This is a genomic window from Prochlorococcus marinus str. NATL2A (genome assembly GCF_000012465.1).
In the GTDB taxonomy this organism is placed as follows: Bacteria; Cyanobacteriota; Cyanobacteriia; order PCC-6307; family Cyanobiaceae; genus Prochlorococcus_B; species Prochlorococcus_B marinus_B.
Genome location: NC_007335.2, coordinates 753809 through 773379 on the forward strand (window position 1 = coordinate 753809; position 19571 = coordinate 773379).

Annotated in this window: 21 protein-coding genes and 1 tRNA gene; 7 read left to right on the top strand and 15 right to left on the bottom strand. The window is 32.5% G+C overall.

Annotated features, from left to right (window positions below):
- Window positions 1–206: 206 nt before the first annotated feature.
- The 3 genes from PMN2A_RS03955 to hisA form a co-directional block, all read right to left on the bottom strand.
- The gene (locus tag PMN2A_RS03955) at window positions 207–764 is read right to left on the bottom strand and encodes a thylakoid membrane photosystem I accumulation factor (RefSeq protein ID WP_011293736.1); all 558 of its coding nucleotides are present in this window, start codon (window positions 762–764) and stop codon (window positions 207–209) included.
- 66 nt (window positions 765–830) lie between these two features.
- Window positions 831–2426 (bottom strand): DUF3685 domain-containing protein, encoded by a 1596-nt coding sequence (locus PMN2A_RS03960; RefSeq protein WP_011293737.1) that lies wholly within the window; start codon window positions 2424–2426, stop codon window positions 831–833.
- 127 nt (window positions 2427–2553) lie between these two features.
- Window positions 2554–3324, bottom strand: a complete 771-nt coding sequence (gene hisA, locus PMN2A_RS03965) for a 1-(5-phosphoribosyl)-5-[(5-phosphoribosylamino)methylideneamino]imidazole-4-carboxamide isomerase (protein WP_011293738.1) — start codon at window positions 3322–3324, stop codon at window positions 2554–2556.
- 87 nt (window positions 3325–3411) lie between these two features.
- Between hisA and PMN2A_RS03970 the strand changes: the two genes are divergently transcribed.
- Window positions 3412–4335 carry an NAD-dependent epimerase/dehydratase family protein gene (locus PMN2A_RS03970; RefSeq protein WP_011293739.1) on the top strand — a complete coding sequence of 308 codons (924 nt, stop codon included), beginning with the start codon at window positions 3412–3414 and terminating at the stop codon, window positions 4333–4335.
- Here the strand turns inward: PMN2A_RS03970 and pgsA are convergent.
- Entirely contained in the window at window positions 4307–4864 is a 558-nt protein-coding gene (gene pgsA, locus PMN2A_RS03975; RefSeq protein WP_225866332.1) for a CDP-diacylglycerol--glycerol-3-phosphate 3-phosphatidyltransferase, read from the bottom strand. The two genes, PMN2A_RS03970 and pgsA, sit on opposite strands and share 29 nt — an antisense overlap.
- Before the next feature lie 822 nt (window positions 4865–5686).
- On the opposite strand from pgsA, the gene PMN2A_RS03980 reads away from it, so the two are divergent.
- Window positions 5687–6574: a GNAT family N-acetyltransferase gene (locus tag PMN2A_RS03980; RefSeq protein ID WP_011293741.1), complete on the top strand. Its 888-nt coding sequence runs from the start codon at window positions 5687–5689 to the stop codon at window positions 6572–6574.
- 11 nt (window positions 6575–6585) lie between these two features.
- Here PMN2A_RS03980 and PMN2A_RS03985 read toward each other — a convergent pair whose 3' ends face one another.
- The 3 genes from PMN2A_RS03985 to nth all read right to left on the bottom strand — a co-directional run bounded on the left by PMN2A_RS03985 (window position 6586) and on the right by nth (window position 8210).
- Window positions 6586–6789, bottom strand: a complete 204-nt coding sequence (locus PMN2A_RS03985; RefSeq protein ID WP_011293742.1) for a hypothetical protein — start codon at window positions 6787–6789, stop codon at window positions 6586–6588.
- A 21-nt stretch (window positions 6790–6810) separates the two neighbouring features.
- Window positions 6811–7479, bottom strand: a complete 669-nt coding sequence (locus PMN2A_RS03990; RefSeq protein ID WP_011293743.1) for an SDR family oxidoreductase — start codon at window positions 7477–7479, stop codon at window positions 6811–6813.
- 77 nt (window positions 7480–7556) lie between these two features.
- A complete protein-coding gene (gene nth, locus PMN2A_RS03995) occupies window positions 7557–8210 on the bottom strand; it encodes an endonuclease III (RefSeq protein WP_011293744.1) in 654 nt (217 codons plus the stop codon).
- A gap of 190 nt (window positions 8211–8400) precedes the next feature.
- On the opposite strand from nth, the gene PMN2A_RS04000 reads away from it, so the two are divergent.
- Together PMN2A_RS04000 and PMN2A_RS04005 are read left to right on the top strand one after the other, a co-directional pair.
- Complete coding sequence (locus PMN2A_RS04000) at window positions 8401–9459, top strand: ABC transporter ATP-binding protein (RefSeq protein WP_011293745.1); 1059 nt, start codon at window positions 8401–8403, stop codon at window positions 9457–9459.
- Window positions 9460–9622: 163 nt separating this feature from the next.
- The gene (locus PMN2A_RS04005) at window positions 9623–10174 is read left to right on the top strand and encodes a ferritin (protein ID WP_011293746.1); all 552 of its coding nucleotides are present in this window, start codon (window positions 9623–9625) and stop codon (window positions 10172–10174) included.
- A gap of 316 nt (window positions 10175–10490) precedes the next feature.
- On the opposite strand, the gene PMN2A_RS04015 is transcribed toward PMN2A_RS04005, so the two are convergent.
- The gene (locus PMN2A_RS04015) at window positions 10491–11087 is read right to left on the bottom strand and encodes a Crp/Fnr family transcriptional regulator (protein WP_011293748.1); all 597 of its coding nucleotides are present in this window, start codon (window positions 11085–11087) and stop codon (window positions 10491–10493) included.
- 283 nt (window positions 11088–11370) lie between these two features.
- Window positions 11371–12429: a chlorophyll a/b binding light-harvesting protein gene (locus PMN2A_RS04020; protein WP_011293749.1), complete on the bottom strand. Its 1059-nt coding sequence runs from the start codon at window positions 12427–12429 to the stop codon at window positions 11371–11373.
- A gap of 253 nt (window positions 12430–12682) precedes the next feature.
- Here PMN2A_RS04020 and PMN2A_RS04025 point away from each other — a divergent pair, with 253 nt between their 5' ends.
- Both PMN2A_RS04025 and PMN2A_RS10270 read left to right on the top strand, forming a co-directional pair.
- Entirely contained in the window at window positions 12683–13408 is a 726-nt protein-coding gene (locus tag PMN2A_RS04025; RefSeq protein ID WP_225866333.1) for an AhpC/TSA family protein, read from the top strand.
- A gap of 10 nt (window positions 13409–13418) precedes the next feature.
- Window positions 13419–13634: a transcriptional regulator gene (locus tag PMN2A_RS10270; protein ID WP_144043264.1), complete on the top strand. Its 216-nt coding sequence runs from the start codon at window positions 13419–13421 to the stop codon at window positions 13632–13634.
- Here the strand turns inward: PMN2A_RS10270 and PMN2A_RS04030 are convergent.
- From PMN2A_RS04030 to PMN2A_RS10455, 4 genes are all read right to left on the bottom strand, one after another.
- Complete coding sequence (locus tag PMN2A_RS04030) at window positions 13631–14443, bottom strand: ABC transporter ATP-binding protein (protein ID WP_011293751.1); 813 nt, start codon at window positions 14441–14443, stop codon at window positions 13631–13633. The genes PMN2A_RS10270 and PMN2A_RS04030 overlap by 4 nt on opposite strands.
- 34 nt (window positions 14444–14477) lie before the next feature.
- Entirely contained in the window at window positions 14478–15812 is a 1335-nt protein-coding gene (locus tag PMN2A_RS04035; RefSeq protein ID WP_011293752.1) for a Rieske 2Fe-2S domain-containing protein, read from the bottom strand.
- Window positions 15813–16004: 192 nt separating this feature from the next.
- Window positions 16005–16196 (bottom strand): hypothetical protein, encoded by a 192-nt coding sequence (locus tag PMN2A_RS10080; protein ID WP_011293753.1) that lies wholly within the window; start codon window positions 16194–16196, stop codon window positions 16005–16007.
- Window positions 16197–16314: 118 nt separating this feature from the next.
- Window positions 16315–16485: a hypothetical protein gene (locus tag PMN2A_RS10455; RefSeq protein ID WP_011293754.1), complete on the bottom strand. Its 171-nt coding sequence runs from the start codon at window positions 16483–16485 to the stop codon at window positions 16315–16317.
- Between the two features lie 351 nt (window positions 16486–16836).
- Here PMN2A_RS10455 and galE point away from each other — a divergent pair, with 351 nt between their 5' ends.
- Window positions 16837–17880, top strand: coding sequence for a UDP-glucose 4-epimerase GalE (gene galE / locus PMN2A_RS04040; RefSeq protein WP_011293755.1), 1044 nt, complete (start codon window positions 16837–16839; stop codon window positions 17878–17880).
- Between the two features lie 597 nt (window positions 17881–18477).
- Here the strand turns inward: galE and PMN2A_RS04045 are convergent.
- Together PMN2A_RS04045 and PMN2A_RS04050 are read right to left on the bottom strand one after the other, a co-directional pair.
- A tRNA-Met gene (locus PMN2A_RS04045) sits at window positions 18478–18554 on the bottom strand.
- Window positions 18555–18606: 52 nt separating this feature from the next.
- The gene (locus PMN2A_RS04050) at window positions 18607–19569 is read right to left on the bottom strand and encodes an asparaginase (RefSeq protein WP_011293756.1); all 963 of its coding nucleotides are present in this window, start codon (window positions 19567–19569) and stop codon (window positions 18607–18609) included.
- Between the last annotated feature and the right edge of the window lie 2 nt (window positions 19570–19571).

A 19571-nucleotide genomic window follows, 5' to 3' on the forward strand; every position in this document is an offset into this window, starting at 1 on the left:
ACACGAGTAATATATTTGTGCTTAGAATTGAATATGATTTTTTTAAATTCTTTGGGTTTCAGAACTAATGGCGAATATTGTCTGAAACAATGATTTATTTCAATTAAAAAAAATATGGTTATTATGAAAAAAAGAGAATTTAATAACATTTTTAATGAGAATATTTGATAATTTATTAAAAAATTGTTAGTACTTTTATTACATTTTTAGGTGCCTCTAGGTTTATTATAACCTTCTTTAGAGGGCTCACTATTGTATTCGTTAAAGCTTTTTACTTCTAGATCAAAATCAGGTTTCTTTAGACCTGTAGCTTTAGTTATTGCATCATTAAGTTTATCGAAAGATACCTGACCTTCTTCGTCTAGGAGAACATTGCCTTTTCCGTCAAGTATCACTGTCTGAGGTATCTTCCCATGCCAGTAATAGCCAGGGTCCGTAAAAGTTTTCTGGTCATCATTGTCTAATTCATCGATTGATAGAGGAATTAAATCAACAGATGAGCTCCACAATAACTTAATGCCTGAAACTACAGGGGCAAATTGTTTACTAGTACTACTATCGTCTAGATAGAAAACTAAAACACTTGTTCTTTCGTTCTTTAACGATTCTGATAATGTGCTTTGCGGTGGAACTAATGATCCGTTACCAGCATATATTGGGTAAATATTTCCATCATAGCTATCAGTATCCCTAGCAGAATAAACTGGATTAACAAATAGAAGAAAAAGTATAAGCAGTGAGGAAAATATTCTTAACAAAATCAATGTATGTACTATTTTCTAAATTCTAAAGTCTTAAAGCAAATATAGCTATAGTTATTAATAATTCAATTATCCTTTGGATAAGTTTCTTCCCATACCTTGAGCGATACCTCTACCAATTAATCCTATAGATCTTCCCACAACTTTAGTGAGGATTAGAACTATTAAATCACCTAAGTATTGAATTATTGCCTGTACTTGTGGTGCCAAGGCATCTCTTAATTCTATTATAAATGCTATTTGTCTTTGGGCCCAGTCTAGTTTCTTTAATTCATCATCTCTAGGTTCAAGAGTGATAATTTTTTCAATTTTATTGTTTTTGACTGTATAATATAATCTTTTACTTTCATATAATCTAACCGGCTTTTTAAATAGATTTTGAAGTTGATTATTTGTATTTATATGATTTCGTTTGCGTTCAAGTTCCCTTGTTGAAACTAATTCTTTATTTAGAAAGTATTTACGTAATTCTGGCCATTCAGAACATGAAGATATAATCTCTTCACTAACTATTTCAGCTGTCCTGAATATCCAATTTAGAATAAATGTTTCTAATTGAATAATAGATCTAGGGTCTTCTATTGATAAATAGTCTCCATCCAGAAGAAGCGGCTTATTATTTAGTATTGGATCTATTATTAATGCTATTGATGGTAGTTCATCATCAAGTATTCCAAGATCTGCATTATGTACTAGAAAGTCTGAAATAAAAACGTCAACACCATTCTTTTTTAAACGATCATATGAATCTATGAAATTGCGCAATGTATTAGCTCGTAATTCAGGAGTAATTGATTGTAAAATCTCCTCTAATCCTTTTTCTCGATTATCTTTAGAATCAAGTTTGATTATAATAGTTGAAAATTCTTTCAGAAGAGTTTTTAAAAGATTATATCGTTTGCTTTTATTTAATGAATAAAGAGCTGCTAGCTCGCCCGTAGAATTTGTCAGGTCATCTTGAAGTCTCTCCTTTACCCGTTTATAAATAACATTCCATAATTCATTAGTTGAGGTATTTTTTATTGTTATGTCAGTATTGTATTTGTTGATTATATTTTTATTGTTATTACTTTTAATGGGAGACTCTATTAATACCTCTAGCGGCCCCCATAACCAGAGAATTAATCTCTTCGCTGTTAATAGTTCTCTTCTTCTACCTATTAATATGAAAAGATAAAATGTATTTATTGATTTCTTGGCTATTATTTGATCTATAGTGTATAGATCTTTATTTATTTGTGATAAACCACTTGTTAATAACCAATGTCCTAGGCCATATGAATTATGAATGGAGTCAGCATTGTAATTTGTTTCATTATTAATTTTAAATACTCTGCCGCCGCCAATCAAAATATTGATTGTATCTCTTAAAAGTTCAACAGTAGGATCTTGAATAACTCCTTCACTACCAAAAGTCATCAAATCATCAGAGGATAATTTAATACTTTTTGGTAATACAATTAGGACAGGAGATTGCTCCCATCTTTCTTTTAACTTATGAATTTCTAGTTTGATTGAGTTTGAGAGTTCTACTTCTTCAAGGCAAAATAGAATAAGTTTAGGCAACCCATTTATATCTTTTTTGTCTAGGAGTATTTCTAAATTATCATCTTGAGATGTTAGCTGTAATGCTAATGACTCGCCTAACAGTGAAGGCGCTATCATTAAAATTTGTTTTGCTCTTTCTTCTATCAATTTTAAATCTAGAACCTATCCTTTTTAAGATAACTTGATTTAAAAATACTTCCAGCCCTATTTCAAAAATCCAAAGGATTGAACATTTTTTTAAATGTTAGACAAGAAATTTATCTTTCTCATTGAAAGCATCTTGCAGAAGAAGATTTTTTAGAGTTAAAATCGCTTCCTTTAAATCTATTGAGCCGTCATATAGTGCTCTGCCTACGATTATTCCTTCAATACCTTCATCCGCGAAATCTGCTAGTGAAATTAAATCAGCTATTGAACCTATCCCCCCTGAGGCAATTACTGGATTAATACTTATCTCAGCTATTTCTCTTAAGGCTTGAACATTAGGTCCTTTTAGAGTGCCATCGGTAGCAATGTCAGTTGATATGATTGCCGCTAAGTCAAGATCGTTAAGTTGTTTTGCTAAGTCTAGAGAAGATATTTCGCTTTGTTTTAACCAACCTCGAGTGGCTACCATTCCCTCTTTGGCATCAATTCCTACTGCAATTCTTTTTGGATATTCTTTAGATAGGTCTTTAACTAATTCGGGCTTCTCTATTGCAATTGTTCCTAAAATAATTCTGTCTATTCCAATGTCGAATAATTCTTTCGCACGATCAATACTCCTAATTCCACCGCCAAGTTGAATAGGTATTGTAATAGATTTTTTTATCTCTTTTATAGTTAGATCATTTATGGGCTCACCTGTCTTGGCACCATCAAGATCTACAAGATGTAGTCGTTTTGCTCCCTTGCTTTCCCAAATTTCCGCTTGTTTTACAGGATCACTATTGAACTTAGTAACTTCATTATAATTTCCCTGATTTAGTCGAACACATTTACCATTCAGTAGATCTATTGCAGGTATGATTTCCATCAAGAAAAAAATTATTACTATTCATCTAACATCATTTATGTAGCTCTGGGAGATTATCTATAGGCTTTAATATAAATTTTTTAATAAATGATCTTGAAAGTTCTTTTTTACGGTGGAACAAGGTTTGTAGGAAAATCCCTTGTCTCGAACTTGTTATCAAAAGGACATGAGATATTTGTTTTTACACGTGGAAATTTACCAGTACCAGAAAATATAACTCACCTAAAGGGAGACAGGTCAAATGATGAGGATCTAAAAAAACTATCTGATCATTCATTTGATCTGATTGTTGATAGCTCTGGACGAAAGTTGGAGGATACTCAAAGACTTCTTAAATTTTCAGGTCTTCCTAGTTACAGATTTATCTACATAAGTTCTGCAGGCGTATATGACAACACACAATTATTTCCTGTTGGTGAAGATAGTCCAATAGATCTTGCAAGCCGTCATATAGGTAAAGCAAAAACAGAGTCTTGGCTCAAGGCTGAAGGTATTCCTTTTACGAGTTTTCGCCCGACATATATTTATGGCCCAGGCAACTACAACCCTATTGAAAAATGGTTTTTTGATCGTATAACTAATGGTCGATCTATTCCTGTTCCTCTTGATGGTCAAGCGATCACGCAATTAGGACATGTTTCTGATTTGGCCGAGGCTATTGCGAAATCTCTTGAAACAGATAAAGCGAATAATCAAATTTATAACTGTTCAGGAAGAAAAGCAGTAACTTTTAAAGGTTTAATTGAAACGGCAATTTTAGCTACTGGAAACAAAGTCACTGATTTTGATTTGCGTTCTTTCGATCCATCAAAACTTGATCCTAAAGCAAGAAAACTTTTCCCTCTACGGTTAATTAATTTCTTTACTGATACTTCTAAAATTGAAAAAGATTTATCTTGGGAGCCCAAATTCGATTTGTTAAATGGTTTAATTGATAGCTATAAGAATGATTATCTATTAGCTAATCACGAACAAGTTGATTTTAGTTCTGATGAGCTTCTTTTTGATTGAATATATAATTGATAGCAGAACTTAAAGTAAGAAACAATGCTATCCAGAATGAGAAATAGCCTATTTTATTAATAATATTGATTGTATAAATTGTACCCCACTTTTTTGGCCATAATAATAGAATTATACTTGCAAACTGAAATGTAGTTTTATATTTAGCCTGAATTGACGCTGGACCACCTGAGGTTTTACCTGATCGCCAACAAGTTATTAACAGTTCTCTCGATATTATTAACCATATAGCCCATAGCGGCACTAGATTCTCATGAACCAACCAAATCATTGGACCAATAAGAAGGATTTTGTCTGCTAGAGGATCAAGCTTAGCGCCAAAAGCAGATTTATGATCATATTTACGTGCAAAATATCCGTCTAGATAATCAGTAAGACCAGCTATCAGGATTAGAAAAATAAAAACTTCATTGTTATAATTTTTCAGTGTAATAATTATTGGCAATCCAAGTAATATCCTTGAAATTGTAAGTCCATTTATAATCCTCGGCCAAGTCATAAATCTTTTTGCGTTCATAATTCTTTTGTTCATTTCATCTAAAATCTTATGTAGTTAAATTGTTTAAAAATACTAAAGCATAGCCTATAAGGAACCTATTATATTATAATCAGACTTAATAGAGAAAAATCATGACCACGTTTCTTATATTCATGTTTTTCTTATCATTAGGCGTAATGGCATTTATTGTTAAGAAATTAGAGCAAGAATAACCTAAAAGTTTTAATTACTAATAACATTAATTTGATCGAACATTCTTTTTATAATTTGCTTCAGGAGTAGACGTTTATAATTCATTAAATTAGTTGTATAGAGATCATAACTTATTATTCTTAATAAGCGCTTTTGGTGACCTTTTAAAAGTTTCAAACAAACTCCTTTTAAATGATAAACCAGTAATTTTGAATAGGAGTTATACATAATAACTTTAAGTTGATACATATAATCAACTGATTCATGTCCTCAAATAAGTTTAAATGGTTAAGAGATTATGCTTCTTGATTATATTTATATTAAATATTAATATTTTTTTTGACTAATGATAGATATTTTATTTATTTTAGTAATAAAATGTCTATTTGTACTTTCTCTAAATTATTTATTATAAACAGTTTATTGGTGTTTATTCTGAGCTATTAAATCTATCTAATAATGGTAATATGTTCTATTTTGTTGATTAATTAATTTTTCTAATCCCTTTGTACTATATGAATAATATATCAAAGAATATATATTTATCAATAAATATTATATATATGTTTTAACTAGATGTTTATTTTTGCTCATATTTATAGATTTATAATTCATTTTTATTAAGGTTATTAATAGAAAATATCATTTATGGATAACCTTTTATCTATTAAATCTCTTTGTGATGAAGATATTGATTTTGTTACTGAAATATCTCGAAAAGAAGGATTTGCGCCTGGAGTTGGTGATTTAAGAATTTATCAAAATACTGATAAACAGGGACTTTGGGTTGGTTGGTTGGATAACAATCCTATTGGTTGTATTGCAGGTGTTCGATATAATCAATATTACGGATTTCTTGGATTGTTTTTAGTAATTGAGGAGTATAGAGGTAGAGGTTTTGGCCTTCAGCTTTGGAAAAAGGCTTTAAGTCATTTAAGTGATTTGCCCTGTGTTGGTTTAGAGGCTGCGCCAGAGAGAATTACTGATTACTCAAAATGGGGCTTCACGATATCTTCGAAAACTACAAGATGGCAATTGTTGGGTGATGGGAAATTAGTTGAGGAATACTCTAAGAATGATGATTTTGATGATTTCAGCTTTGTTGAAGGCTCATCAATACCTCAAGATGCCGTAAAAAAATTTGACGAAAAAAGAGAAACAACTCCTAGACCTCATTTTTTATCGAATTGGCTCAATCATCCAGCTGGAAAGGTAATAGCAGTTATTGATAAGAAAAATTGCTGTCATGGTTTTGGTCGGATAAGACCATGTCTTTTGCAAAACGGAGATGGATGGAGAATTGGTCCTTTAATGGCTGATACTCCTATGCTTTTGCAAATTTTATTAAAGAAATTAATTGAAAGCCATCCTGGGTTGATAATTATCGACGCTCCTGGCCTAAACAAGTCAGCTTCTGAAGTCTTCAGAAAATTAGGTTTCAAATCAGAATCTGAAACTTTCAGGATGTATAGAGGTTCTCAACCTCCTGTTTCTATGAATGATGTATATGGTTTGGCTTGCTTGGAGTTAGGGTAATATTTTATTTTTTACCCATTAAAATTCAATTTTCCTCTGTGAATTTGTTTTTCTTCATTCAATTGAGTTTCTAATTGGTCAATAAGTGTCGTAACTAATGATTGGAATTCTGGTTGGCATCCTTTGAATGCAGCTTTATGTCTTATTGATTCGTTCCGTGTTCTTAGATCAGTAAGCATTAGCTGCAACGCGTCAATTTTAGCGTTGGTGTTCATAGTGAATTTTGGTTTTTATAGTCAAATACTAAACGCCTTTATTGCCTTACTCATATTTGTTTTGGGATTCTCTTCGCTACTAGTAATCTCGATGATTTTTTCTATAGAATCTTTTGTTTTTAAAGCTTCTATACAGGCTTTTGCAACAAGTCTTCTGGGAATCGAGCCTTCTTCTTGAGTTTTATCACCAGAGAACAAAATATTTTGATTTTTTAAATTAGTTTCATTTTCATTCAGACCTCCAGGACGTATGACAGTCCAATCTAGACCACTTTTTTGTAGAGATCTTTCACCTAATCTTTTCCATATAAGTATTAGACCAAATAGATTTAGAGGGTGTATCAATTTCCCAGCGCAAAGTGAACTAACAAGAACAACCCTATTTAACTTTTGTCTTTTACAGCTTTCAATTTGTTTTTTGATATTTAGATAATCTACTTTTGCTGGACCTGTTAAATCGATAGATGGCCTCGCACCTGTTGCTATAACTAGGCTCTCACAACCTTGTAATGCATAATCAAGAGTGGTTCCATTAGTGTCTGACAAAACGTACCTTTCACAACCTTGTATGGATTCAGGAATATCAGACTGTGATCTAACTATCAATCTCACTTCATATCCAGCTGATATAGCTTCCTCTGCTACTCGAAAACCTGTTTTTCCCGAAGCTCCTGTTATGGCTAATTTCATTAGAATTAAATTTCTTTAATATGTTTCTAGCAAGAAATAGTCCTTTTTGTTGCGATAATAAAATTAATAGATAATTATTAAGCCTTTATACAAATAATTGCTTTCTTTCTATTAGGGTAAAGTTCCTTACATAAGTTACAGATTGTGCCGTTACATCCTCTCGCCGAGCAATATTCTCTTCCGTAAAAAATTATCTGTAAATGTAACTTATTCCAAAGTTTTTTTGGAAATAATCTTTTTAGATCCTTTTCCGTTTGGATAACATTTTTACCTGAAGTTAATCCCCATCTCTGAGATAATCTATGAATATGTGTATCGACAGGAAATGATGGTACACCAAATACTTGAGACATAACAACACTAGCTGTCTTATGGCCGACACCAGGGAGTGACTCAAGTTCTTGAAATGTATTTGGAACTATATTATTAAATTTTTCATAAATAATCTTTGATAAGTTATGAGTATTTTTTGCTTTAGTTTTCGCAAGTCCAAGTTGTTTGATGTAATTATATATTTTATTTTCACCTAATTTATACATTTTCTCAGCTGATGGAGCAACCTTGAAAAGTTCTTTAGTTAATTCATTGACTTTCTTATCTGTTGATTGTGCACTTAATACAACTGCTACGAGTAGTGTGAAACCATTTTGATGATCTAATGGTATCGGTGTCTCAGGATATATTTCTTCAAGTCTCTTAATTATTATCTTTATCCTTTCATCTTTTTTCATTGCATTATGAATTGCATTGTTTATAAAGTTACTTAATTAAAACCCTATAACTTGAAGCAATAGTCTTTAATGAAAATAAACAGGTATCATTTTATACACTTGAGTGTGATTTTTGTCTATGAATTTTTTCTTTTAAGGTTGGTTTGTTTTTAATTGATTTCTAGAGAATAGAATATTCAAAAATAGTTTTGTGAGTACTGAACTAGAAGTCCACAATTTATGGCATGAATTTAAGTCTAATAAAAATAATAATTGGGTTCTAAAAGATATTAATTTTACTCTAAAAGCTGGAGAATTGATAGGTTTGCTTGGTCCTTCGGGTTGTGGAAAAACTACCCTTTTAAGATTGATAGCAGGTTTTGAAAAGCCAAAACGTGGATTAATAAAAAAAAATGGGCAGATAATTTCTAATAATCATTACCTTCTCTCCCCAGAGCGAAGGCAAATAGGGATGGTTTTTCAAGACTATGCTCTATTCCCTCATTTGAATGTTTGGGATAATGTTTGCTTTGGTATAAATAAGAAAGAGAAATCTATTAAAAGAGCAAATTGGCTATTGAATTTATTGGATATTTATGAGTTTAAAAATAGATATCCTCACGAACTTTCAGGCGGACAGAGCCAAAGAGTTGCCTTGGCTCGTGCTCTAGCCCCTGGGACTTCTTTGGTTTTGCTTGACGAACCTTTTTGCTCTTTAGATGTTGAAGTGAGATCTAGATTGAGGTCAGAACTTTCTTCGGTTTTAAAATCCTGCTCAGCATCAGCAATTTTAGTAACTCACGATCCTCATGAAGCATTAGCTATTTGTGATCGGGTGGCTGTCTTAAGAAGTGGTGAAATTCAACAATACTCAACTCCTTTTGAGATGGTTTTAAACCCATCAAATGATTTTATAGGTCAATTTGTATTGCAAAAAAATATTTTGCCAATTCAATACATTGATAATGCCTGTTCAACATGTATTGGTAAATTGAGTGTGCCTTTCGATATGTCGATTTCATCGAAATCTGTTTGTATGTTCGATAGGAATGCTATTCGGATCGAACCTTGTTCAAATGGTTCTTTTACTGTCATATCAAAAGAATACCGTATTAATCATTATGTCTATACTGTGATAAGTGAGAGTATAAAATTAAAATCAGAAATGAACTTGGATACATCTTTATCTATAGGAGATAGATGTAAAGTCCAACCAATTCACGAAAAAAACTTCTTAGTTCTACCAGAAAATATTAAATGTAAATTCTAATTAGTTAAAATGCTAAGAAAATTATATTTAACTATTTAACGCAATTGAGATTCATTATCAAATAATTTTTTTTAATTTTGGCATCAAAATCATACAAAATGAGTTATTATTTAATTGAACAAAAAATTAGTTTTTGCGTTCTTTGACCTAGCTTTTTTTTGTTATGCAATCATCTACATCCAATTCAATAGGACTTAACGTTGGTCCTTCAGGTCGTGCGATTGCACAGCCTATGGATATTGACCTTCTTGAGGCCCTTTATCAACATACTTCTCTTGAAAGGGTTTCAAGCGCACAATATTTAGCGATGTCCCTTTGGTTCCTCGAGAGAGAATTAAGAGGATTCTCTTCATTTTTCAAGAAAGAGTCTTTATCAGAGCAAGAGCATGGATTTAACTTTGCTAAATACATGATTGCTCGAGGTCAAACTGTTGAACTTGAAGAAGTAACTAAACCAATACAAGAATGGAAGACAGTCCAAGAATTAGTAACTTTGTCTTTCCAAATGGAGGCTGACGTTACAACCTCTGTTCAACAGCTTTATTCTTTGGCAGAGAGATCCAATGATACTCGTACAACGGTATTCCTTGATCCAGTTATCGACGAGCAAATTAAATCAGAAGATGACATGGCTTATTTACTTGGTAAAGTCAAATTTGCTAATAATGATCCTTCAGCATTGTTTATTATTGATAATGAATTAAAGATAAATTAAATTTATCTTTTGTTGAACTTAGTTGAACTTATATTTGTTGAAAAGAATTAGATCTTTTAGTTATTTCTAATAGGAATTCTAAGGATAAATCATCAGAGTTTGTTTTAAACATGCTTTCAGATATGGATAATATTTTTAGTCTATTTTTATTTAACTTATCTAATTCTAACCTTAATCTTTTTGATAAAGATTTATTATGACAAGTCTTAAGGGATCTATTAATGTTTTTGGATCTAATCTTTATAAACTCTATCTCTTTGCAGAGTGAAAAAACAATAGATTCGGAATAGAAAAATATCTCTTGATTCATTATTTATTACACGGTTAATGGTGATGACTCAATGAAGTCCGGAGAAAGACTTAGAGTCGGATCACCTGATGACGCTTTTAGTAAATCGGCTGTTCTCAGTCTTGAAATTAATCGAGTAGAAGTAACCCTTGTTGATCCAATTAACTCTCCAATTCTTTCATGAGTAAGCCTGAATGGTAATTGGCACCAATCACCGCATCTTCTTCCAAGTCGGTTAACTAATAAAGCAAATAAAGCTTGCAGTCTTTGTTCAGCATTACCTAAATGTCTAATTCTAAGTAGCTGAAGAGTCCACTCGTTGACAGCGTCGTACCCTCCTAATTCAACTGACGTTTCAGCATCACTTACGAAGCAAAGAGCGGTTAAAGCTTCTACGCATACACCTTCACTGCAAAGCCGGTCCGTTCTTAATTGATCTCCAGACTGCAAGAAAGCCAATGTCATCCCCTCTGTTTCTTCACACGGGCAATAAACACGTGCTACACCTTCTAAAACCTCTAAGCAAGTATCTCCTCTTCTTGAGGAAGGATCTATCAGCACGGATTGCCCGGTTGCCATTCGAACAGCTGATGAAGGAGTTTCTGCGTAGCTTTTAAAGCTCATTAAAAACGAATGGACCTTGATTGAATTCTAATTTACACAAAATCCGAAGCTTTTTGCAACCGATTCTCAATAGCAACAAGCTCTTGAGATTTTTTGCCAAAGGATGTATCAAAAGTGACGTCGACAGCGATTTTTTGTTTCACTTTTTGGGCTTTGAGTTAGTTAATTGTGACATTAGTGTTATCAGCTTTGTATTTATATCTACCGATGGTTTTCATTAAAAAAAGGCCCGCAAGCGGGCCTTTTTTTAATTCACTAATTTAATGAGAAATTAAATTAATAATTAACCGTTAGTGATTTTTGCGTTTTCCATATTGTCGAACGCTTTACCCACGCGTCTGAAGTCAAATCCCATAGCTCTTAGTGCATGCCAGAGATGCCCCTGGATGAAGAAGAAGCCAAGATAGAAATGAACATTAGCTAACCAAGCTCTAGCTGTATGAGCGCCAGCAGCAAGTGATGGGTCGGTATCAACAAAATAAGGAGCGAAATCAAACTTAAGTTGAAGTACTTCGCCGAAGAATTCTGTGGAGTAAACAGTTGTGTTTGTTGAACTCCAGAAAGCTGCAACAAGTGCACAATAGCCAACACCAGCTAATGAGTATGAAAGAACAGCTTCAGCGGAAAGAAGTCCTTTCCCTTTGAATTCTGTGTACTCACCAAATTGCTTAGTGATGATGTGGAATGCACCACCAATAATTTGGAAAAATGCTAAGAAAGCATGACCGCCCATAACATCTTCCAAACTAGTGATTTGAAGGAAATCAGCTTGGTGATTCCATATCATTCCTAAATCTAGGTTGTAAGAAACTGTACGAGTAGCTCCTAAAGCAGTATCCCAAATACCATGATATTGAGCCCATTCAACGAATTGAATGTTTGCCAAACCTAGGAAAATAAGGTGATGACCAAGAATAAATGTAAGTTTGTCTGGATCGTCCCACTCGAAGTCAAACTTTTTAGGACGACTTCCTTCAGGATAGTTTCCTAAATCACCGTCATATCTTGTTGAGTGAAGAATTCCACCAGCACCAAGAACACCAGAGAAAATCAGGTGAAGTACAGCAATAACTGTGCAACCGTAAGGTTCAGTTATTACTCCGTTTTCAATTCCACCTATTCCAAGTTGTGCAAGGTGAGGCAAGCAGATCAAGTTTTGATTACCCATCGCAACGGATGAGTCATAACGAGCTAGCTCAAATAAAGTGAACGCACCTGCCCAGAACATCATCAAACCAGCATGGGCAGCATGCGCAGCGATGAATTTTCCGGAGCGATTGGCCGTCCCTGAATTACCCGCGTACCAGTCATAGGTAACGCTAGGATTCCCGTAGGTCTGCACGAGAAATAAACAAAGAACAGTAAGAGGATATATTTATAGGTCTATAAGTTCCATATCCCTTCACATTGCTTATTGAAATTGTAGGTTTTGTACATATTTCATGAACATCTGCTACTAAATATGATCTTCGTGTTAGGGCAATATCTTATCCTTAGAGTCATTGGGATAACTATGATATTTGCTATTAATCAAAGTAAAAGATCATATTCCTTGTGTTGACTTTGTTATTTTGAAAACAAACCATAATAAATTAATGAATTATAAAAATGTCATTAAAGAGTTTTTTGGAAAAGAGAGAATTTTTCTCGATCAGAGAAAAAGCCTAATAGTTTTGCTTGGTTCTTTTGCTGATTTTGATAGTTTTGAATACTCTCAACAATTATCAGCTCAATCAAATTGGTTAGCAAAGCACTCAGTTGATTTGATTTTGATAGGTATTGGGAGTGAAAAATCTAAAGAATCTTTTTGCAAGTTCAATAAAATTGATATTAATAATGTTATTGCCGTAAAGAATGCTGACCTTCATGAGAAACTTAATCTGAATGCTGGGCTTGTAACACAAATGCCTGCAATTATTAATCTATTGATTATGTGCACAGGTATAAATTCTAGAGGTACGATCAAGGAAGTTTTAAGAGGTTATTTTGGGGATAAAAATGCAGGGAGTTTATTCACTTTTGATGAGGATATAAATTTAGGTCCTTTTTCTTTGTTCAAAGGAAGTATGTTTGATATTTTTTCAAAAAAACAAAATTTACGCCCTTTTGAGCTTGCCACCAGAAGACTTATGAATATGATTGAAATTCTTTCGAATTGGAATACTTATGTACCTGATTCTGCATTCTTAACTCAAAGAGGAGCAACAATTCTATTGAATGAAAAAGATGAGGTCTTATATGAATTTATTTCTGAAAGTCTTTTAGGGTATGCAAGTAAAATGAGTGCACCATTATCATTCTTAGATGATATTTTGAATTAATTCACCTCTTATGATCGGAAATAAATGCTTAGTATGTGGAAGCTCTAATATGAGAGCTGATCGCGCATTATCCGGAAGATTAGTATGTAATTCATGCGGAACTCCTTTTGGAGTTGGTAGGCGAGTAAATTATAAAATAGGTATTTACAGTAAGTTTTCATCTAATAATAAATATATTCTCTTTATATGTATATTAATAGTAGCCTTTATTCTTGTGGTTGTTTAGCTGCTCAAAGGAATCATTCTCCAGTATCCTTCTTGTTCTATTACTTTGATTGATATATTGAAAAGATCGCTAAGTGTTTTTGTATTAATTAGTTCAGAAGGACTTCCATCATTTAATATTTTACCTTCTTTTATTAGAATAACTCTATTAGTTTTAGGTAAAATAGATTCAACATTATGTGTGACATAAATTAAATTTACTGAGTGCTTGATTAATTCATTTAGGTTTTGATTCAAGATGATATTTGATTTTAAATCTAAATTACAAAAAGGCTCATCCAGCACAAGTATATTAGGCTCGTAAACCAAAGCTCTAGCAAGTAATGCTCTTCTTTTTTGACCATCAGATAATGTTTGAAATTCATTATAAATAATATCACCTAGCTCCCATGTATTTATTAGATTATTAATTTTAATCTTTTTACTTTCTGAAAGTAAATTTGTATATTTAGAATTAAATATTCCTGAGAAACCTGAACTGATTACATCATATAATGTGACCCCATTATTTACCCTTTGCTCCATTTCTTTAAATAGAAATCCAATTTTTTTCCTTAAGTCCCAAATATTTATGTTTTCTTTGTTAAATAATTTAAATGAACTATCTTTAGTTGTGATTGGATAAATTGACCTGTTTAATAACTTTAGAAAAGTTGATTTACCAGATCCATTTGGTCCTAATATCAGTATATTTTCTCCATAACGAAGATTTAAATTTATATCTGAAAGGATCTTATTTTGATCAATATATACATTTATATTTTTTAAATAAGCCCAGATCTTTCCATCTTTACAAGATTCATTACTCATTTATGTAATCATTTAAATTTATAATCTATTTTAATTATATTAATAGCAGAATAAAACTTATTGGGAACAATAATCTAGTTAAAAGTTTTATAATTATCTGTCTATTGTTTTTTATAGCCATATTAGGATTTTCTGGAGGATATTGCATCCCTCTATCCTCATGAACTGTGTTCGTTAATGAATTGGTTGGATGTATGTCCCACGGCTTTTCTTTATTTAATGCATTTTGAAGCCAGTCCCAGTAATATTGAACCATTTTATCTTCACCTAACAGCTTTACATTATCTTTTTGTATATAGCCCATTTGATCATTAAAAGTTTGGGTTTTTAAGACTAAATAATCTTCAGTAAAAATCTTATAAAATGTTCTTCTTTGTAGATGACTAAATAAAACTAAATTTGTAAAAAGTTTATTTTTAAGGAACTTTCTATAATGCCTTACTATTACTCTTGCTTTATTATTTCCTAGTGGAATATGATCAAGAACTTGAATATATCTTGTACTTTCAGGTGAGCCCTTATATATAAAAATCCTTCCAGGAGGTACGAATTTTATTCTGATAAACTCTTCTTGCCCATTAGTTTTATATGAATATATACTTTCTATTTGCCTATTATCTCTTTTTATTTTTTGATTGAAGCTGGTTATTGTTTCTCGGTTTACGTTCTTGTCGGGGATCGTATCTCCGTGCATCCAGAATACATGCAATATATCCAGATGATTTTCTATAATTCTCGCCCAATCTGCTTTGAAATCTACATAAACTTCTTCATATTCATATTCTAAAGATGGAAACCCATAGGAATCAGGAAGAAGGCTGTTGATTGAAGATTTTATTTGAAAGTCTTCAATATTTGCTAAAGGTGTCCCTGTATAATAAATATAAATATAGCCTTCTTTTTCTACGCATGGATATTGAAAAAGTTTTATACTTTTTGCATAGCTATCGTAATTAGAATCAATAATATGTTGACAGGTTATTCTATCTAAATTTGTGCAACTTCCTTGAGATGAGAACCTTGCACCGTGATAAGGACAAACAAGTTGTCCATTTATCACTTCACCGCCTAGAAATGAAGCTCCTCTGTGAGGACATACATCTTTTACACATCTAACAATACCTTCTCTATCGCGATACAAAACAAGTGGCTCATTATAAATTGTGAAGTGATTTAATTTACCCTCCTTTATTGATTCGCTACTCGATACAGAATACCAACCTAATAGGCCATTAGTTAGTTGATTAGAAGGTTTGGGAGCAATATTTTCTAGATCTTGTACACTTTCTTTCTCATTAAAATTAGATCTAATGAGGTTATTAGTCTCATATTCAAATGGTTTATTGTTTTTTCCATTTTCTTCGTTCATAGCCGAGCAGCTCTTTTAGTGAGAAATAATTTGGCTCATTTAAAGAGTATTCTCCTGATATGTTTAAAGTCTCAAAAAAATAGCACCTAATGCCTTCCAGTATCGATTAAATTTACATAAAAAAACTTCAACGTTAATTCCACGTTGAAGTCAATTTATTTGAGTCATCATTATCGTTTAGAAATCCCTTGCTTAAAGGGATTTAGGGGATAGCTCAATGCTAGATACAAATTCTGTTGCTTCGTGGATATCATTACAGAATTTACATGTCCCTAGATAGCAGCCTAGGTATCTCATGAAGGACGTTTTACCGCCTGAAAGTTGATATTTATGTATAGTACCTCCCTGAGGAGTGGCTTTAACAAGTTGAGGTAAAGGAGGCATTTATAAATTCAATTTTTTATAATTTGCTTTCAATATTCTTTTATAGCAATAGGTAAAATTACCAAATAAATGAATAAAAAGACTACTTTTGCCCCTCAGTCAATTCAAATCAAGTGAACTAATCTGCATATCCATCATCATCTTCTGCATTGATTATCCTAGGGGTATTTTTCATATGTTCATCCCATGGATGAACATATGACTCTTTATCAGAGTAGACCTCACTCTTTAACTCTTCTAACAAAGTTTCAAACTGTTTGATGATTCTTTTCAGGTTGTCTTTTTTCATGAATATACTTTTTGATAAATTACTATAATAGTATAATTATCAATCTCTTTTATTTATATTTTTACATTTTTTTCAACTTATAAAACATCAAATAAATTGGTTTTTCCAATAAATTATATCTCGGTTTAAACATTATTGAGATTAAAAATATAGGGTTAAACAATCTTTCATCTGAAATTAGATTTTCAAATAATATAAATAAAAAGTATTTTTATTAAAAGATTAGCTTAAGAGTTAAATAGGTTTAATTCTGATGCTAATCTGCCATTTATAATTAATGAATGTAGATTCTTTCTGTTTTTAAGCTGACGTCGAACGACGTTTTGTTTATAAATTATATTCAGGGCTATTATGAGGGTTCTTTTAACTGGTGGTTCAGGATTCATAGGTTCTCATGTCGCTTTGTTGTTGATAGAAAGGGGATTGGATGTTTTAATATTAGATTCTTTTGCTAATAGCTCATCTAATGTTATCAATCGAATTAATACTTATTTAGATGATAAACTGTTAAAATATAGATTAGAAATAATTAATGGTGATATTAGAGATAAAAAACTTTTAGAAAGTATTTTTAGTGATTCGATTAATAGCCATAAACCTATAGATATCGTTATACATTTAGCTGGCTTGAAATCTGTAGCTGAATCTCTTACTAATCCTATTCACTATTGGGATGTGAATGTTCATGGAACACTAAATCTTTTACTTACAATGAAAGAATATGAATGTTATTCCTTTGTTTTTAGTAGTAGTGCCACTATTTATGGTTTAAGCGATTCCGTTCCTATGGCAGAAGATCACAGGATCTCACCAATTAACCCCTACGGCAAAACTAAAGTGGCAATTGAGAATATGTTTTATGATTTATATAATTCTAATAACTTATGGAAAATATGTTCTTTACGTTATTTCAATCCTGTTGGAGCGCATCCATCAGGATTGATTGGTGAAGATCCCATTGGGATTCCCAATAATCTTTTTCCTTTCTTAACTCAGGTAGCTATAGGAAAGCGAAAATTTTTAAATGTCTTCGGAGATAACTGGGATACGTATGATGGCTCAGGTATCCGTGATTATATTCATATTATGGATTTAGCTGAGGGCCATTTAGCCTCATTAGATTATATTAGCTCTTCTGATTCATGTTTGGAATTTATTAATTTAGGCTCTGGTAATGGATATAGTGTTTTTCAGATTATTAGACAATTTGAGTTGACTACTGGTTGCCAAATTCCTTTTTCTATTCAAAACAGAAGAGATGGTGATGTCGCTATATCTTATGCAGATATTTCAAAAGCCAAGAAATTATTAGGTTGGACTCCAAAAAGAACATTAGAACAAATTTGCTTAGATGGATGGAACTGGCAAATTAGAAATCCAAATGGTTATAACTAATTGATCCTGGTCATCTTTTTATCAGTTCACTACAGAATGTCTCATCTTTAGAGTTAGATAATTAACCGGCAAAAGTTACCCTTTTAAATAACTATTTAATATGAGGGAATTACCTTTTCTCCTAGAGGAATTTTGCTTTCATTACACAAGCCCCTTGGGGTATGTGTTTTTTTAAGGATGGTGAAATATTTGAACTTCCGACCTTCGGGTTATGAGTCGGCAGTTATTAATAATAGAACCGTTGCAATAACTAGCTTTATAGAAAGGTGTGTACTCAGTAATGTACTTCATTATTTGTGGAGCTTCCGCTGCAAACAAACCTCACCCGCTTAAAAGATCAGAATGTAGCAAGAATGGAAAGCTCCAAAAAAATAATAATGCATTTTGATGAAATTTAAATTCTTTTTTGTTTGTTATGACCTTCGGGTTAGTAGCCCGATGGCCCAAAAGTTGAAAAAGTGTACTTGAGGGTGTACTTGGTAGAAAACAAGAATTTAGCTATAACTGGGATCTCTTGTTTTATGTACTTTATACTTTTCACCTTGTTAAGTATAAAAAATAGCATTAAAAAAACCAGTCTAAGACTGGCTTCTTAATTGGTGGCGGGGGCAAGATTTGAACTTGCGACCTTCGGGTTATGAGCCCGACGAGCTACCAGACTGCTCTACCCCGCGAAGCATAAGAAGCATACATCTTTATGTGACTTAAAATACTAGTTTGTTTGGGTTAGGGGATCTTTAATTCTCCTTCAACTTCTATATAGATACCAGGTTTTTTTTGAAGGATGATTTCATCTAGTTCTTCAATTGCTGTTGGAGTTATCCATTCAAGTTGTCGAAGAAGATGTATCGCTACTGCGTGCTTTGCTCTTTTTGATCCATCCTCAACCTTAATTGAGAGCCCGATACCTTCCCCTAGAAGACCAATACATTGGATACCTTCACTCCCACCTTTGCTGATAATTTGATTGTGACCTCTTTTTATTAATTCCGAATCAAAATATCCTTCGCCAGCAATAAGGTCTGGATTATTTGTCATAGCACGGGTTATTTTTTCAAATTCAGGTTGGTCAGATTTAGATAAATGAGCATATAAAACCGCCATTTGAGATAAACGCAAAAGTAACGTAGGAGCACCACAGTCATCTCTTTCGGCAATTAATTCCTCGGCAGGTATTTTTAGTAACTCAGCAACTCTTCTGAAAATTTCTTTCTGCAGTGGATGATGTCCCATTAAATAACTATCTAGATCCCAGCCCATTTTTTTGCAGGTTGCTAGAAATGCTGAATGCTTTCCTGAGCAATTATGTTGAAGTTTGCTTTCTCTATTTTGAGGTGTTGGGCATTTCAGTTCTTTTATATCTATATCTGCATTCCAAAGGAGTTTGAATGCTGTTCTCGCTTGAACTGATGAGCCACTATGAGAACCACATGCCAGCGCTAATGTTTTACTATCTAAATTATATTTTTCCGAAGCACCACTTGTAATGAACGGCATTGCTTGGAAAGGCTTTAATGCTGATCGTATGAAAGTTTCATATTCACATGAACCTGCTTTCATTAATGTCCTTCCTTTCGTGTCACATATTGAAGCGTGGGCTCTATGAATGGATTCAACACTTGAGCCTCGTTTTACTAGAACCTTCAAATAATTGTTGCTGTGATCTGACGAATTGTTTTGTAAATTCATTT

Bases quoted from the DNA above. Each gene is read 5' to 3' on its own strand.
- PMN2A_RS03960 (WP_011293737.1), bottom strand. From the start codon at position 2,426: ATGATAGCGCCTTCACTGTTAGGCGAGTCATTAGCATTACAGCTAACA.
- hisA (WP_011293738.1), bottom strand. From the start codon at position 3,324: ATGGAAATCATACCTGCAATAGATCTACTGAATGGTAAATGTGTTCGA.
- PMN2A_RS03970 (WP_011293739.1), top strand. From the start codon at position 3,412: ATGATCTTGAAAGTTCTTTTTTACGGTGGAACAAGGTTTGTAGGAAAA.
- pgsA (WP_225866332.1), bottom strand. From the start codon at position 4,864: ATGAACGCAAAAAGATTTATGACTTGGCCGAGGATTATAAATGGACTT.
- PMN2A_RS03980 (WP_011293741.1), top strand. From the start codon at position 5,687: ATGGATAACCTTTTATCTATTAAATCTCTTTGTGATGAAGATATTGAT.
- PMN2A_RS03985 (WP_011293742.1), bottom strand. From the start codon at position 6,789: ATGAACACCAACGCTAAAATTGACGCGTTGCAGCTAATGCTTACTGAT.
- PMN2A_RS03990 (WP_011293743.1), bottom strand. From the start codon at position 7,479: ATGAAATTAGCCATAACAGGAGCTTCGGGAAAAACAGGTTTTCGAGTA.
- nth (WP_011293744.1), bottom strand. From the start codon at position 8,210: ATGAAAAAAGATGAAAGGATAAAGATAATAATTAAGAGACTTGAAGAA.
- PMN2A_RS04005 (WP_011293746.1), top strand. From the start codon at position 9,623: ATGCAATCATCTACATCCAATTCAATAGGACTTAACGTTGGTCCTTCA.
- PMN2A_RS04015 (WP_011293748.1), bottom strand. From the start codon at position 11,087: ATGAGCTTTAAAAGCTACGCAGAAACTCCTTCATCAGCTGTTCGAATG.
- PMN2A_RS04025 (WP_225866333.1), top strand. From the start codon at position 12,683: ATGAATTATAAAAATGTCATTAAAGAGTTTTTTGGAAAAGAGAGAATT.
- PMN2A_RS10270 (WP_144043264.1), top strand. From the start codon at position 13,419: ATGATCGGAAATAAATGCTTAGTATGTGGAAGCTCTAATATGAGAGCT.
- PMN2A_RS04030 (WP_011293751.1), bottom strand. From the start codon at position 14,443: ATGAGTAATGAATCTTGTAAAGATGGAAAGATCTGGGCTTATTTAAAA.
- PMN2A_RS04035 (WP_011293752.1), bottom strand. From the start codon at position 15,812: ATGAACGAAGAAAATGGAAAAAACAATAAACCATTTGAATATGAGACT.
- PMN2A_RS10080 (WP_011293753.1), bottom strand. From the start codon at position 16,196: ATGCCTCCTTTACCTCAACTTGTTAAAGCCACTCCTCAGGGAGGTACT.
- PMN2A_RS10455 (WP_011293754.1), bottom strand. From the start codon at position 16,485: ATGAAAAAAGACAACCTGAAAAGAATCATCAAACAGTTTGAAACTTTG.
- galE (WP_011293755.1), top strand. From the start codon at position 16,837: ATGAGGGTTCTTTTAACTGGTGGTTCAGGATTCATAGGTTCTCATGTC.
- PMN2A_RS04050 (WP_011293756.1), bottom strand. From the start codon at position 19,569: ATGAATTTACAAAACAATTCGTCAGATCACAGCAACAATTATTTGAAG.